11 protein-coding genes are annotated in these 13,828 nt (G+C 72.7%); 6 read left to right on the forward strand and 5 right to left on the reverse strand.

Annotation, left to right across the window (positions count from 1 at the left end; translation table 11 throughout):
* Positions 1-276: 276 nt before the first annotated feature.
* Positions 277-813 carry a C40 family peptidase gene (locus tag ACSNOA_RS01300; RefSeq protein ID WP_436655350.1) on the forward strand — a complete coding sequence of 179 codons (537 nt, stop codon included), beginning with the start codon at positions 277-279 and terminating at the stop codon, positions 811-813.
* Between the two features lie 33 nt (positions 814-846).
* Here the strand turns inward: ACSNOA_RS01300 and ACSNOA_RS01305 are convergent, their stop codons facing one another.
* On the reverse strand, positions 847-1,518 hold the full coding sequence (locus ACSNOA_RS01305) for a hypothetical protein (protein ID WP_436655352.1): 672 nt from the start codon (positions 1,516-1,518) through the stop codon (positions 847-849).
* 174 nt (positions 1,519-1,692) lie between these two features.
* Here ACSNOA_RS01305 and ACSNOA_RS01310 point away from each other — a divergent pair, with 174 nt between their 5' ends.
* The 3 genes from ACSNOA_RS01310 to ACSNOA_RS01320 all read left to right on the forward strand — a co-directional run bounded on the left by ACSNOA_RS01310 (position 1,693) and on the right by ACSNOA_RS01320 (position 6,174).
* A complete protein-coding gene (locus tag ACSNOA_RS01310) occupies positions 1,693-2,913 on the forward strand; it encodes a HupE/UreJ family protein (RefSeq protein WP_436655354.1) in 1,221 nt (406 codons plus the stop codon).
* Positions 2,914-3,037: 124 nt separating this feature from the next.
* The gene (locus ACSNOA_RS01315) at positions 3,038-5,014 is read left to right on the forward strand and encodes a fibronectin type III domain-containing protein (protein ID WP_436655356.1); all 1,977 of its coding nucleotides are present in this window, start codon (positions 3,038-3,040) and stop codon (positions 5,012-5,014) included.
* Positions 5,015-5,103: 89 nt separating this feature from the next.
* Positions 5,104-6,174: a COG1470 family protein gene (locus ACSNOA_RS01320; protein WP_436655358.1), complete on the forward strand. Its 1,071-nt coding sequence runs from the start codon at positions 5,104-5,106 to the stop codon at positions 6,172-6,174.
* Positions 6,175-6,184: 10 nt separating this feature from the next.
* On the opposite strand, the gene ACSNOA_RS01325 is transcribed toward ACSNOA_RS01320, so the two are convergent.
* Positions 6,185-7,324, reverse strand: coding sequence for a low temperature requirement protein A (locus ACSNOA_RS01325; protein WP_436655360.1), 1,140 nt, complete (start codon positions 7,322-7,324; stop codon positions 6,185-6,187).
* Between the two features lie 184 nt (positions 7,325-7,508).
* On the opposite strand from ACSNOA_RS01325, the gene ACSNOA_RS01330 reads away from it, so the two are divergent.
* A complete protein-coding gene (locus ACSNOA_RS01330) occupies positions 7,509-7,973 on the forward strand; it encodes a hypothetical protein (protein WP_436655362.1) in 465 nt (154 codons plus the stop codon).
* Positions 7,974-8,030: 57 nt separating this feature from the next.
* Here ACSNOA_RS01330 and ACSNOA_RS01335 read toward each other — a convergent pair whose 3' ends face one another.
* The gene (locus tag ACSNOA_RS01335) at positions 8,031-10,424 is read right to left on the reverse strand and encodes a glycoside hydrolase family 65 protein (RefSeq protein ID WP_436655364.1); all 2,394 of its coding nucleotides are present in this window, start codon (positions 10,422-10,424) and stop codon (positions 8,031-8,033) included.
* A gap of 163 nt (positions 10,425-10,587) precedes the next feature.
* Between ACSNOA_RS01335 and ACSNOA_RS01340 the strand changes: the two genes are divergently transcribed.
* Positions 10,588-11,217 carry a phosphatase PAP2 family protein gene (locus ACSNOA_RS01340; RefSeq protein ID WP_436655366.1) on the forward strand — a complete coding sequence of 210 codons (630 nt, stop codon included), beginning with the start codon at positions 10,588-10,590 and terminating at the stop codon, positions 11,215-11,217.
* Positions 11,218-11,231: 14 nt separating this feature from the next.
* Here the strand turns inward: ACSNOA_RS01340 and ACSNOA_RS01345 are convergent, their stop codons facing one another.
* Together ACSNOA_RS01345 and ACSNOA_RS01350 are read right to left on the reverse strand one after the other, a co-directional pair.
* The gene (locus tag ACSNOA_RS01345; RefSeq protein WP_436655368.1) at positions 11,232-12,038 is read right to left on the reverse strand and encodes a prepilin peptidase; all 807 of its coding nucleotides are present in this window, start codon (positions 12,036-12,038) and stop codon (positions 11,232-11,234) included.
* Positions 12,039-12,896: 858 nt separating this feature from the next.
* Positions 12,897-13,748, reverse strand: coding sequence for a Rieske 2Fe-2S domain-containing protein (locus tag ACSNOA_RS01350; protein WP_436655370.1), 852 nt, complete (start codon positions 13,746-13,748; stop codon positions 12,897-12,899).
* Positions 13,749-13,828: the final 80 nt, after the last annotated feature.

Consider the following 13,828-nt stretch of genomic DNA (forward strand, 5'->3'; position numbering starts at 1 on the left):
CGGCATCCACCGACAGCGCCGGGCCCGCCGGTTCACGCGCGCCGCACCGCGCCCTTACCGGCTTCCGGGGCGGGTGCTCGACACCGATCCCGGCGCGGTCCTCGCCGGCTGGCGGGGGCGGCTCACCGGCGTCCTCTGACCGGCGGCGCGATCCGGTCGCCGATCGCCCACCTGGCCGCCACCAGCGTCATGTGGAGTGACCACATTGACGTCTGTCTCCATCTGTTCTTGGCTGGTCCCGAACGGTGGATCGCCGCCGGACAGGAGGGGTGAGCAGTGACCAGTGGATGGAAGCGCGCGGCCCGACGGGCGACCGCGGCGGCAGCGAGCGGTGTCCTGGCCGCTGCGGGGCTCACGCTCGCCGCCGCCGGCCCGGCCCAGGCGGCGGGCGTACGCGCGCAGGTCGTGAGCGCCGCGAAGGCGTACCTCGGCACGCCCTACCGGCTGGCCTACGGCTGGACGTGCGGTACGGCGGCGGTCGACTGCGAGTGCCTCAACCGGCACGCCATCTGGGACGGCACCTACGCGGCCACCGGTCGGGGCCTCCAGCTCAACTACTGGTTGCAGGGGCAGATCAACCAGGGCCGTCGGACCACCACTCCCCGCCCCGGGGACCTCATCTTCTGGGACACCGACCCCAACGACGGCATCCGCTACGGCGGCGACCTCGACCACACCGGCGTCTACATCGGCAACAACCAGGTGATCGACGCCAACGCCTACTACGGCTACGTCAAGTACGACTCGATCACCCTCGGCGGCACGGAACCGGACCCGATCTTCGTCGACGTGCTGACGCCGAACGGATACTGACGCGACCGCCGGCCTCTCGGGTCCCGGAGGCCGCTAGTGCTGGTCGAGCCAGATCACGATGCCGGTCAGGTCGGAGAGCACGGCCGCGACCCCCGCCCGGACGGCCGCCGCGCAGCGCTCGGCCGTGAACGAGGCGGCGTCGTACGTCGAGGACATGCCGAGCCCTTCGCCGCGGAACGACGCGCCCGACCAGTCCGCCGCCGTGACGTTGTGCGTGGGCTCGGCCAGTTCGGCGCCCACCACGAGGAACTGCTGCGACAGGTGGTTCGGGGTGACCATCGCGAGCGGGTCGATCAGGTCGTTGCCCGCGCTGACGATCAGGTCGGGGCGCATCCGGATGGCCCGGTCGATGCTCGGCACGAAGTCCTGCGGGTCCTTCGGCACCATCGTGCGGAGGTCGACGTCCTCGGCCTCGGCCCAGTCCTTCACCGCCGCCACGAGCGCCCGCGTCGGGGCGTCGTCGCCCGTGGTGAGCAACAGCACCCGGTAGTCCTCCGGCGGGTGGACCGGGTCCCAGGAGCCGGGTCGCGGGGTGATCGTCGCCTCCGGCGCGGGAGGGCGCGCGGGGTCGACGAACCCCTGCCCGAGGGCGCCGACGGGGACGGGCTTGGGATGCGGCCGCGACCAGTCGTCGCCGGAGCTGCATCCGGTGACCAGCGCGGCGACCGTGGCCAGCGTGGCAACGGCCCGAAGCGGGGGGCGCACGGTGATGGTCCTCTCAGGGTGTGTCGGGTAGTGCTGCTCCTTCCTATCCCAGTCCGCGGCGCATCCGGGTCGCTCGGCCCTGACCTGGCGTTTTGTTCGTCAGCGGTTCGCCGGCCGACCGGTTCCCGTTCACCAGCGCCATGCACGGTGCACTGGCCAACGGGAGGAACCTGCATGTCGCACCACCGCGTCCGCACCACCATCGCCGCCGCCGTCGTCGCCGTCGCCGCGGCGGTGCTGGCCGCGCTGACCGCCACGCCCGCGTTCGCCCACGGGTTCACCTCGACCGTGTACGCCGACGTCAGCGCCGGCGACGCCGGGCACGTGCGGACGAAACTGGAACTCGAGTACGACCTGTTCGTCGTGTCCGCCGCCGACAACGAGGACGACGACCCCCTCTTCCAGCAGGGCCAGCCCGCCTTCGAGGACCGTGACACCGAGGGCATGGCCGCGGCCCTGAACGCCCACCGGACGTCGACGGTCGGGTACGTGGCGAAGCGCCTCTCCGTCACCTCCGACGGTGCGAGCTGTACGCCGACGCAGGTCGGCGCGTACACGATGGGCGAGCGCGAGGGCGTGCCGTACGCCAATCTGCTGCTGGACTGGGCGTGCCCCGAGCGAGGGGCCGCGCACGCGGTGCGGGGGGACCTCTTCCCGGACGCCGAGGGTTACGTGAAGGGCACCAAGACGATCGTGACGTACGAGCTCGACGGCCGCTCGGGCAGCGCCGCGCTCGACGCCGCGCGCCCCTCGTTCTCGACGGCGCAGTCGTGGTACGAGCGGTTCTGGGAGTTCTTCCGCCTGGGCGCCGAGCACCTGCTGAGCGGCATCGACCACATCCTGTTCCTGCTGGCGCTCATCGCCGGGTCCCGGCGTCTGCGGGAGATCGTGCTCGCGGCCACCAGCTTCACCCTGGCGCACTCGGTGACGTTCATGCTGGCCGCGCTGGGTGTGGTCGACGTGCCCGCGGCCGTCGTGGAGCCGGTCATCGCCCTGTCGATCGCCGTGGTCGCCGGCTGGCACCTGTGGCGGCTCTGGCGGCGCGGCGACCACGCCGGCGACCTCGAGACGGCGGGGCATGGTCACTTCAGTCTGGACCGTGCCGGCTGGATCCGACTCGGGGTCGTGTTCTGCTTCGGTCTCGTGCACGGCCTGGGCTTCGCGGGAGCGCTGGGGATCGACGAGGCGTGGTCGTGGACGCTGCTGTGGTCCCTGCTGGTGTTCAACGTCGGCATCGAGGTCGTCCAGCTGGCGATCATCGCCCTCGTCTTCCCGCTGCTCATGCTGCTGCGGCACCGCGCGCCGACGGTCGGCCGCTGGGCGACCGGCCTCATTTCGGCAGCCGTATCCGTTATGGGTCTCATCTGGTTCGTCCAGCGCGTGTCCGGATCCTGAGGTTGGCTCAGGTCTTCCGGCACAAGCAACGAACCTGCCTGGTCAGCTTCATGATCGGTTCACCCGGTGGCGACACGTTGAGGTCGCTCTCGCACCACCTCTCATCCGAAAAGGACGGACATTGATGAGATTGAGCACCTCAGCGCGGGCCACCGGGCTTGCGCGCCGCCGCGCGGCCGCTGGGGCCACCGCGGCGCTCCTGGGCCTCGGCCTGGCGCTCGGCAGCGGTCTGGGGACCGCCGCCAGCGCCGCCGACGCCTCCACCTACAACGGCATCATCCTCGGGGTGGGTGCCAACGAGACCCAGCGGATCGTCACCTGGTACTCCTCCGCCGACACGGCGCAGAAGGTCCAGGTCGCCCGGACCGCCGCGATCGTCAACGGCGAGTTCCCCGCCGACGCCGTCACCTTCGACGCGGTCGGTGGCGCGAACATCGCGACCAGCGGCGGCTTCAACCGCCACGCCACGATCACCAACCTGAAGGAGAACACGGGGTACTCGTACCGCGTCGGCTCCGAGGGCAACTGGTCCCCGGCGTACGCGTTCAAGACGCAGGACTTCGAGGGCGACTACGACTTCCTGTTCTTCGGCGACCCGCAGATCGGCTCCTCCGGCGACACGCTGAAGGACCAGGCCGGCTGGGAGGAGACCCTCAAGGTCGCCACCGGGGCCAACCCGAACGCCGAGCTGCTGGTGTCGGGCGGTGACCACGTCGAGAGCGCCAACAACGAGTCGATGTGGACGTCGTTCCTGGCGCCCGACCAGCTGCGCCAGTACCCGATCGTGGCCACCATCGGCAACCACGACGTCGGCGGCAAGGCGTACGAGCAGCACCACTTCACCCCGAACACGGACCGTACGGCCCCGTACTACGACAACGGGAACCCGGCGGGCAGCAAGTCCGGCGGTGACTACTGGTTCATCCACAAGGACACGCTGTTCATCGACATCAACAGCAACAGCTACTCGACCGCGCAGGGTGGCGGCGGCGACGAGGCGCACATCGCGTACGTCACCGACGTCATCAACAAGCACGGCGCCGAGGCCAAGTGGAAGGTGCTGGTCTACCACCACGCCATCTACTCGCCGGCCAGCCACGCCAAGGACGGCGACAACAAGATCCGCCGCGTCGACTTCTCGAACGCGTTCTCGAAGCTCGGCGTCGACCTGGTGCTCCAGGGCCACGATCACAGCTACTCCCGTAGCTACGCCATCAAGAACGGCGCGAAGGCCAACCCGGACGAGAAGCCGGGTGCCGCCGACGTGTACCCCGGTCCGGGCGGCGTCATCTACGTGACGGCGAACTCGGCCTCCGGCTCGAAGTACTACGACATCACCAAGCCGGACAGCAGCGGCACGAGCGGCGCCGGCAACGGTGCCGACCCGCTGAACCCGAACAGCTACTGGTACAACTCGGTGCAGAACCAGGAGCACGTCCGCACCTACGTCAAGGTGCAGGTGAAGGCCGACAAGCTCGTCGTCGAGAACGTCCGCAGCGGCACCTGCGCCGCCCCGAACGCGGCGGTCGAGAAGGGCCTGTCCTGCACCAACACGGCCGACGGGCAGCCGATCGGCTCGCTCGTCGACAACGTGACGGTGCACCCGTACCACGGCGACGGCCAGGACATCCAGGTCAACGTGCCGAGCGCCGGCCCGGGTGAGTTCGGCTGGACCATCGACGGCTACAACGGCCTCGTGGACCTGGGCACCGCCCAGGAGCACAACGGCCAGTACTTCGAGGCCACCGGCAAGATCAACCCGATCCTCGTGTCGGACAGCCGCCGGACGCTCGCCCCGTGGTCGATCTCGGCCAACGTGAGCGACTTCAAGGACGGCGACAAGACCATCGCCGGCTCGTACCTCGGCTGGACGCCGCAGGTCGTCCAGGCGGGTGCCGGCGCCAAGGCCGGCTCGCCGGTCCTCTCCGCGTACGACGACCAGGGCCAGGGCCTTGCCGTCTCGCGCGGCCTCGGTGCGGCCGACCAGGGCCACCCGAAGGGCACGGCCAAGCTCGGCGCCGACCTCGATCTCAAGTTCCCCAACGAGATCGAGAAGGGCAGCTACCGCGCCACCCTCACGATCACTGCTCTGAGCAGCTGACCGGAGCCGTTCCAGGCGGGGTAGGCACCTTCGGGCGCCTACCCCGCCACTGCTTCCGACCCGACCAAGATCACCACCAAGGATCCGAGATGCACGCGCCCGCACCGCGCTGGAAGACCAGAACCGCCACCCTCCTCCGTACCGCCGCCGCCTCCCTGCTCGCCGCCGTCGTGGCCGCCGGCGTCGGCGCCGGCCCCGCCCTGGCCGCCGGCGGCGACGTCGCCTGGACGGTCCGGACGGCCTCGAACAGCTACGGCGCCGCGCGGTCCAGCTACAGCTACTCCGTGAACGCCGGCGGCACCGTGGCCGACGCCATGGTCGTGGCCAACCGCGGCCCGGTCCCGCTCACCCTCTCCGTGTACGCAGCCGACGGCTTCACGACCGACGCCGGCCAGCTCGACCTGCTCACCAGGGACGGCAAGTCCGTGGGCATCGGCGCCTGGGTCCACGCCGACCGCGCCACCGTGGCGATCCAGCCGGGCAAGACCGCCCAGGTCCCCTTCCGCGTGAACGTCCCCGACAACGCCACGCCCGGCGACTACGTCGGCGGCATCCTCACCTCGCTCACGCAACCCGACCAGGCGCAGGGCATCAACGTGGACCGCCGCCTCGGTATCCGGATCAAGCTGCGCGTGGGCGGCGAGCTGAAGCCCACCCTCGCCATCGAGGACCTGCACGTGGCGTACGACGGCACCGCCAACCCGTTCGGCAAGGGCGACGCCACCGTCACGTACACGATCCACAACACCGGCAACGCCGCCCTGTCGGCCAACCAGAAGCTGTCGGTCTCCGGCCCGTTCGGGTCGCTGCGGACCTCGGCGCGCGGGATCCCCGCGTCACCGGAGCTGCTTCCCGGCGAGAGCTGGAAGGTGACGGTGCCCGTGCAGCACGTGGCCCCCACGTTCCGGCTGGCCGCCACCGCGACGCTCACGCCCCTGCTCACCGACGCGTCGGGCTCCGTCACGCCGCTCGACCGGGTCGAGACCACGGCGCACGGCTGGGCCGTCCCGTGGACGCTGACGGTGCTGGTCCTCGTGCTCGTCGCGGTCGTCGTCGGGGCGGTCCTCCTCTCCCGCCGCAACCGCGCACGACGCACGCAGCGCGAGGAGGCCCGGGTGCAGGAGGCCGTCGAGCAGGCGCTGCGCGGCCAGCGGGCGTAGGCGCCGACGGTCAGCCCGGGGCGAAGGTTCGGGTCCGGTCCAGCGTGGCCACCACGAGGAGGATCCCGGTGCTGGCGGCGGTGACCACGATCAGCGGGCGGTTCATGGTGGCCAGCCCCATGACGACCACCGCCGACAGCCCGGCCAACCGGACCCAGGAGAACCTGCGGTTGATGGCGGTGGAGAGCAGCAGCCGCCCCACCAGAAACACCACCGGCCCGGCCGCGATGACGAACGCGGCACCCGCCTCGTCCGGATGGGCGATGACCAGCTCCGCTCCCGCGGCCGTCGTCATCACCCCGCCGATCATCACGAGGTGCAGGTACGCCGAGTCCGCGCCCAGCCTCGTCGGGTCGGCCTGGTCGAGCGCGGGCGCCAGGGCGCGGCCCGCCGGCGTCACGTAGAGCAGACCGAGCAGCACCGCCGTCGCGAAGACGAGCAGGAAGGCGGCGGTGTGCGCCGCGCCGGTCCCGCTGTCGGTGAAGGCGAGACCGGCGGTCAGGACCAGCTCGCCGAGCGAGATGATGAAGACCTGCTGCAGTCGCTCGGACAGGTGCCCACCGGTGAGCCGCAGCTCCTCCGGCCGGGCCCGGCCGAGCCCCGGCACCGTCCATCCCACGGTCGGCGCGGTGTACTCCACGACGAGGGCGAGCACCCAGAGCGGCACGCGGGCCGCCGGCACGAACAGCCCGGCCAGCCACAGCGGGGCGCTCACCGCGTACCAGGTGATGATCCGCGTGCTGCGTTGCCGACGCGGATGGCCGCGCAGCAGGATCATGCTGAACAGGCTCCGACCGAGGTTGATCGCGAGGTACGGGCCCACGAAGAGCCCGGCGCGCTCACCCAGCGCCGCCGGCACGGCGACCCCCATGAGCAGACCGCCCAGGGTCGAGGCGACCAGCAGCCCCCGTACGACGGGCGCCTCGGGGGCGTACCAGTCGGTCGTCCAGGTCGTCGTGACCCACAACCACCAGATCGGGGCGAGCAGCAGCGCGGTCCGCAGCGCCCCCGCGACGGTGAGGTCCGCCAGCAGGACGGTGGCCAACTGGTTGAGCGCGAGCACGAACGCCAGGTCGAAGAAGAGTTCCAGGAAGCTGGCGCTCACCGGGTCCTCGCGGCGCCGCAGCAGCCGTTCCGGCCTGCTCGCCATGCACCGCTCCTCCGCCGCCTCTCTGACGTCGTACCACGCGACGACCGGCGGCAGCGGCGAAAGACGGCGGATGGATGCGCCGGGGACAGGACGACCCGGCGGGCGGCCCTGTCGTTGATCCGGCTGCACCCCGCGCCCCGCCCGGCCCACGGTGGGGGCCACCGACCGTCGAGGAGGACGCCGAATGACCCGTCAGCGGGAGACCGTGCCGGTCGAACCGGAGCTGTTCCGCGCCGTCTACGACTCTCCGGCGGCGCTGCCGGGCCGGCACCGGTGGACCACACCGGAGTCCGACGTGCGGCGGTTGGAGAAGCTGCTCGGCATCCCGCCGCGCAGCATCGGCGCCCCGCTCTGGGTGTCCGGCGACGATCCCGACTGCCCGAAGTGCGGCCGGCGGCTGACCTGGTACGACATCGTCTCCTCCGCGCTCGACGGGGTGCACGACCGCACGATGATCGCCATGGTGATCCTCGGCGACCGCAAGTACGTCAACACCGAGGTGCCCGACGCGATCCCCGGCGTCCGCTGCGCCGACTGCCACACCGCCATCGACGGGCTGCGTAGCTTCAAGTGCCACAACTGGGCGTACGCCTTCGAGGACCTGGAAAAGGTCCGCGAACGGATGTCCGGCGGGCTCGTCGCGGAGTGACCGCCAGCCGGCGGACCGGCGGAGTGACCGTCAGCCGGCGGACCGGCGGAGTGACCGTCAGCCGGCGGACCGGCGGGGTGGCCGGCGGCCGGGCGGGCAGGGCGGCTCGGGGCCCGGGTCGGGCACCGGAGGCATCGGCCGGCGGACCGCTGTCGTGCCCACGGAGAGCCGCTCGCCGTGGTGCCACAGCTCGACGACGTCCTCCGGCCCGGCGTCGGGCAGCTCGTAGCACGCCTCGTCGCGGGTGAGCGTGACCCGCAGCCGGTGGCCGTGCCAGCGCAGGTGGAACGCGAGCCGGTCGAGCCGGCGCGGCAGCCGCGGGTCGAACGAGAGCACACCCCGGTCGTCGCGCATCCCGCCGAAGCCCTGCACCAGCGCCAGCCACGCGCCCGCGAGCGAGGCGAGGTGCAGCCCGTCGGCGGTCTTGTCACCGAGGTCGGCCAGATCCTGGAGAGCCGACTCGGCGAACAGGTCGTACGCCAGATCGAGGTGGCCGACCTCGGCGGCCAGCACCGCCTGCGGCGCGGCCGACAGGGACGAGTCGCGGACCGTGCGGGGCTGGTAGTAGGCGACGTTGCGCGCCTTCTCGTCCGCCGTGAACTCGCCCGGGCAGCGCAGCATCGCCAGCACGAGGTCGGCCTGCTTCACCACCTGGCGGCGGTACAGCTCGAGATACGGGTGGTGCAGCAGCAGGGGGTAGTCGTCCTCGTCGGTGTCCGCGAAGTCCCACTCGGGCCGCGTCGTGAACCCGGCCGACTGCTGGTGCACGCCGCGCTCGTCGTCGTACGGGACGGCCATCGCGTCGGCCGCGGCCCGCCAGGCGGCCACCTCGGCGGGCCGTACGCCGAGCCGCTCGGCACGATCCGGGTGGCGTTCCGCGGCGTCCGCCGCTCCGCGCAGGTTGCGCCGGGCCATGAGGTTGGTGAAGACGTTGTCGTCGACCAGGGCGCTGTACTCGTCCGGGCCGGTCACCCCGTACAGGTGGAAGCCGCCGTCCGCCGTGCGGTGGCCGAAGCCGTGCCAGAGCCGCGCGGTCTCCACCAGCAGCTCGACTCCCGCCTCGGCGAGGAACTCGTCGTCGCCGGTGGCCGCCACGTACCGCAGCACGGCGTCCGCGATGTCGGCGTTCACGTGCAACCCGGCGGTGCCGGCGGGCCAGTAGCCGGAGCACTCCCGGCCGCCGATCGTCCGCCAGGGGAAGGTCGCACCGGAAAGCCCCAGCTCCGCCGCGCGCTCCCGCGCCTCGGGCAGGTGGGCGGAGCGCCAGCGCAGCGCGGACCGCGCGATCTCCGGGGCCAGGTACGTGAGCACCGGCAGCACGTAGCCCTCGGTGTCCCAGAGCACGTGGCCGTCGTAGCCGTTGCCGGTCAGCCCCTTCGCCGGGATGGTGTGGTCGCGGTCGGGCCGGCCGGCCTGGAGCAGGTGGAAGAGCGCGAACCGGACGGCCTGCTGGAGTTCGGGGTCGCCGTCCAGTTCCAGGTCGGCGGCCCGCCAGGCGGCGTCCAGGGCCGCCCGCTGGTCGGCCAGCAGGGCGTCGAAGCCGTCCGCGCGGGCGCCCGCCGCCTCGGCGACGGCCAGGTCGGCCAGCTCGTCCGGAGGGGTGCCGTCGACCGGGGCGCACTCGTACGCCGCGAACTTGGTGAGCCGCAGCCGCTCGCCCGGCGCAAGCCGGCCGGTGAGGGTGAGCCGCAGCCGGTCCGGTGTGCAGTCACCGGCGGTGGCGACCGTCGGTGGCGCGTCGACCAGGTGGGCGACGGCCACCGCGACGCGCTGCGCGCTGCGGTCGGTGCGGTGCACGAGCACCCCGTCGAGCCCCGACGAGCGGCGGGTCTCGGCGGTCAGCGGATCCTGGACCACCGACGCGGCGCGCGGGTCGTCGGAGCGTTCGGGGACGTGCTCGTTGGCCAGCAGGTCCGAGCAGATCCGCAGCTCGACGGCCGCGTCCAGCGGCTCCACCTCGTACCGCACGGCCGCCACCGGGCGCCGGGGCAGCGACACGAGCCGCGTGCTGCGGATCCGTACGCCGTGCGCGCCCGGCGAGATCCACTCGGTCTCGCGGCGCAGCACGCCGGCCCGCAGGTCGAGCACCCGGTCATGGACGCGCAGCGTGCCGGTGCGGATGTCCAGGGGTTCACCGTCGACCCAGAGCCGGATCAGCGCGGCGTTCGGCGCGCTCACCACGCTGTCGCTCTGCTGCGGGAACCCGTACCCGTCCTCGGGGTAGGCGACGTCGCGCCGCTCGTGGAAGCCGTTGAGGTAGGTGCCCGGCATCCCGTACGGCTCCCCCTCGTCGAGGGTGCCCCGCCAGCCGACCCAGCCGTTGCCCAACGCGAAGATCGATTCCGTCTCGGCGAGGCGGTCCCGGTCCCCCGCCGTACGCCGGATCCGCCAGGTCTCGTCGCGGTCCGACTCCGTCGCGGCCGGCTCGTCGGCCGTGGCGGTGCTCTGCACGCAGCCTCCCATGGTCGCGATGTCCGGTCCCGTCCCACCAGGAGTGCCGTCGGCCGGGACGAAAGTCAGGGAAATCTCCTGGCTTTCGTCCACCGTGTTGATTCCCGGCGAACCGTACCTTTACCCCGGATGAACGGAGTATGAACGAGAGGCGAGGTGAGCCATGGTGGGGATCGGCACGACCGGCGTTCCCGGGATCAGCGCGGACTGGTACGAGGACATCGTCGAGGTCGCCGGCGACACCCCGCAACCGGTGCAGTGGTTCGCCGCGCACTTCACCGAGGGGGCGATCCTGCTGCTCGGTGCGCTCCTGCTGGTCGCGGCCGTCACCCGCCTCGGCGGTGGCCCCCGGGACCGGGCGCTCGCGCTGGTCTCGCCGGTCCCGGTGGTTCTCGCGTACGGGTGCAGCGAGTGGCTCAAGACGGTGGTGGACGAGGACCGGCCGTGCCGGGCCGCCACCCGGGCGATCATCGCGGGCACCTGCCCGCCGCCGGGCGACTGGTCCTTCCCGAGCAACCACGCCACGATCGCCGGGGCGCTCGCGGTCGCCACCCTGCTGCTGTCCCGACGGGTCGGCCTCGTCGCGCTTCCGCTGGCCGCGCTCGCCGCGTTCTCCCGCACGTTCGTCGGGGTGCACTATCCGCACGACGTGGCCGCCGGAGCGCTGCTCGGGGCGCTCGTGGTCCTGCTGCTGCTTCCGCTGCTCACGCGACCGGCCGCGGAGCTGCTGCGGCGGCGGTCGCAGACCGACCAGCCCGAGCCGGACGCGCTGGCCGGCCCCACCCGCCGCTGAGACGAGCGCCGCCCCTACCTCCCGGTGAGCAGCAGGGCGGCGACCGTGCCGAGCACCAGGAACGGGCCGAACGGGACGTGGCTCGACCACCGCGCCCGGCGGGCGAGCAGCAGCCCGAGCCCCGCCACCGCCGAGAGCGCGAGGGCGAGCAGCAGCCCGGCCACGAGGACCGCCCAGCCGTGCCAGGCGAGCAGGGCACCGACGCCGAGCGCCAGCTTGGCATCGCCCAGGCCGAAGCCCCGCGCGCCGAGCAGCAGGGTGGTGGCCGCGAAGAACAGCGCCAACCCGAGCGCACCGAGCCCGGCCCGCAACCACGGACCCGTACCGGCCCCGGCCAGCGCGGCCAGCCCGAGCAGTGCCCCGACCCCGGCTGCCGCCGGCCAGGTGAGCCGGTCCGGCAGGCGGTGCACGGCCACGTCGACGAAGCAGAGCGGCACCGCCCAGCCCAGCCACCAGGCCGTCGCGCCCAGCTCGGCCAGGGGTGCCCCGGTCAGCACGAGCACGGCCAGCGCCGCGAGCACGGCCAGCTCGATCGTGGCCGGCGGTGGGCCGACCCGGCTCCCGCACCCGCCGCACCGGGCCATCGGCCCGAGCGCCGGCCAGGGCCGCCGCAGCCCGAGGGCGGCGCCGCAGGTGGGGCATGCGGTCCGCGGCGACGCCCCCACCGGTACGGCGTGCCGCAGCACCGCCGCCCGGAGCAGCGGAGTGATCGTGAGCACCGCAGCCAGCCGCGCCGCACGACCCGCGTCCCGTCGAGAGCCTCGGGCGAACGGGCCCGGGGCGGCGCCGGGCGGGGTGGAGTCCCGCGCCGTCAACGCCATGGCCGCCGTCCCGCACCGCCGGAAGCGAACACACTGCGTAATTTGACGATCGCTCGGGTGTAGCGGATGGTGCGGAAAGGAATGGGGCACACTGGCGCCTCGGCGCCGATCCCACAGCACACGGCCGCCGCACCCGGCGCTGCCGCACGGCGACCCCGACCGGGGGACGGATCGGGCCACATGCCGCGAGCGGGTCGAGTCGCCTCGGTCGTCCGGCCAGCACGGCGTCCGCTCCGCCCCGACCGGGACCGTCCACACGGACCCGCCGTCGTCCCGCGGCACCGCCCCGGCCCGGATCTCGTCGCGGCCACCCGCCACCACCACCCGTCATCGCACAGAGTATTCACATGAATTGCCTCTGTTGCATCGGCGGACGTCAGCCTATGCTCGCCCCTTGGGTGTGACGCAAGCCTCACCGAGAAGATGGGACGACAGCGAACTTCGCTTTTGTACGCGCGCGACGTCGACGCGCCCGGGGCGCGGGACGCCGACCCGCCGGCGGACGGCGAGGGGCCGCCGGTTTCGGTCGGTGCGGCCCGGGTCACCGAGCCGGACGGGGTGAACCGGCCGCTCGCGGTCTCCGCCGTACTCGCCGTGGCCAGCATCGTCGGCGCGCAGATCGGCGCGGTGCTCGGACTGCGCCGCCGCACGGCCCCGGCAGGCACGCGCAGGGCTGGGCAGTGGCCCCGATCGTGCCCGCGAGCCGCCGGGCATGATCCACACCAGATCAGCGATATCGCGGTATCCGCACGGTGGGGATACCGCGATATCGGCGAAACGGAGTCGATCAAGGCCCGGCCACAGCGCGACCACAGCGCCGCCACGGCGCCGCCACGGCGGAGCCACGGGCCCCGCCCGTCAGGGGAGGCGGGCCTCCAGGACACCGTTGCGGATCCGCGTGAGCAGCACCTGCTGGTCGTTGCCGGACGGCCCGTGCACGACCTCGCCGCCGTTGAGGCGGAACGTGCTGCCGTGCCACGGACACACCACGCAGTCGTGCCCGTCGATCTCCTGCACCTCGCCCTGGCCCAGCGGGCCGCTCTGGTGCGGGCAGCGCTCCAGCATCACGGTGACGTCGTCGCCGTGCCGGTAGAGGATGACCGACACGTCGTCGATCTCCTTGGTGATGAGCTGGCGTTGCGGAAGGGTCGACATCGCGCCCAGCTCGTGCCATCCCCCGCTGATGAGGTGCATCTCGGAGATGCTCTGGTTGACCTGCGCGCCCTGCTTGTACGCGAGGTGCCCGCCGATGTAGGCGCCCATGCTGGCGGCGCTGAGCCCCGCCATGCCGAGCGTCCGGCCGAGGCTGTGCCGCCCGCTGAAGCGCGCGGCCAGCGAACCGACGTAGAGGCTCAGAGCCAAGCTGTTGGCGGCGGCGTGCACCAGGCCGACCCGTCGCTGGTCGGGCGCCAACGCCGCCCAGTCGTTGAGCCCCGCCACAGCGGCCGGCACGGCGCTCACCGTGCCGACCGCGGTGAGCGTGGTCGCGGCGCGGCGCTGCCCGGGCATCAGGTCGAGGACCGCCGCGCTGATCCAGGACCCCACCGGAACCTGCACCATCGCGGGGTGCAGCGGGTGGCCCAGCGGGACGCCGTGCAGCAGGTCCCGGAGCCACTGCGGTCGCAAAGTCGCCTGGACGGCGCGCTGCAACCGGTCACCCACCCGGTCCAGCCGGGAGGTCTGCTCGATCTTCGTCAACAGTGCTCGCACGGGTACCGACTTCCCGTCAGGAGCGACGGCAAACCGGGCGGACGGTGGATAACCCGCTCGGGTGACCCACACCGGCCGGC

It is taken from the genome of Micromonospora sp. URMC 103, from assembly GCF_051386435.1.
Classification (GTDB): domain Bacteria; phylum Actinomycetota; class Actinomycetes; order Mycobacteriales; family Micromonosporaceae; genus Micromonospora.

Excerpts from the sequence above, each read along its gene's own strand:
- ACSNOA_RS01330 (WP_436655362.1), top strand. The coding sequence starts at position 7,509 with ATGACCCGTCAGCGGGAGACCGTGCCGGTCGAACCGGAGCTGTTCCGC.
- ACSNOA_RS01320 (WP_436655358.1), top strand. The coding sequence starts at position 5,104 with ATGCACGCGCCCGCACCGCGCTGGAAGACCAGAACCGCCACCCTCCTC.
- ACSNOA_RS01315 (WP_436655356.1), top strand. The coding sequence starts at position 3,038 with ATGAGATTGAGCACCTCAGCGCGGGCCACCGGGCTTGCGCGCCGCCGC.
- ACSNOA_RS01325 (WP_436655360.1), bottom strand. The coding sequence starts at position 7,324 with ATGGCGAGCAGGCCGGAACGGCTGCTGCGGCGCCGCGAGGACCCGGTG.
- ACSNOA_RS01345 (WP_436655368.1), bottom strand. The coding sequence starts at position 12,038 with ATGGCGTTGACGGCGCGGGACTCCACCCCGCCCGGCGCCGCCCCGGGC.
- ACSNOA_RS01310 (WP_436655354.1), top strand. The coding sequence starts at position 1,693 with ATGTCGCACCACCGCGTCCGCACCACCATCGCCGCCGCCGTCGTCGCC.
- ACSNOA_RS01340 (WP_436655366.1), top strand. The coding sequence starts at position 10,588 with ATGGTGGGGATCGGCACGACCGGCGTTCCCGGGATCAGCGCGGACTGG.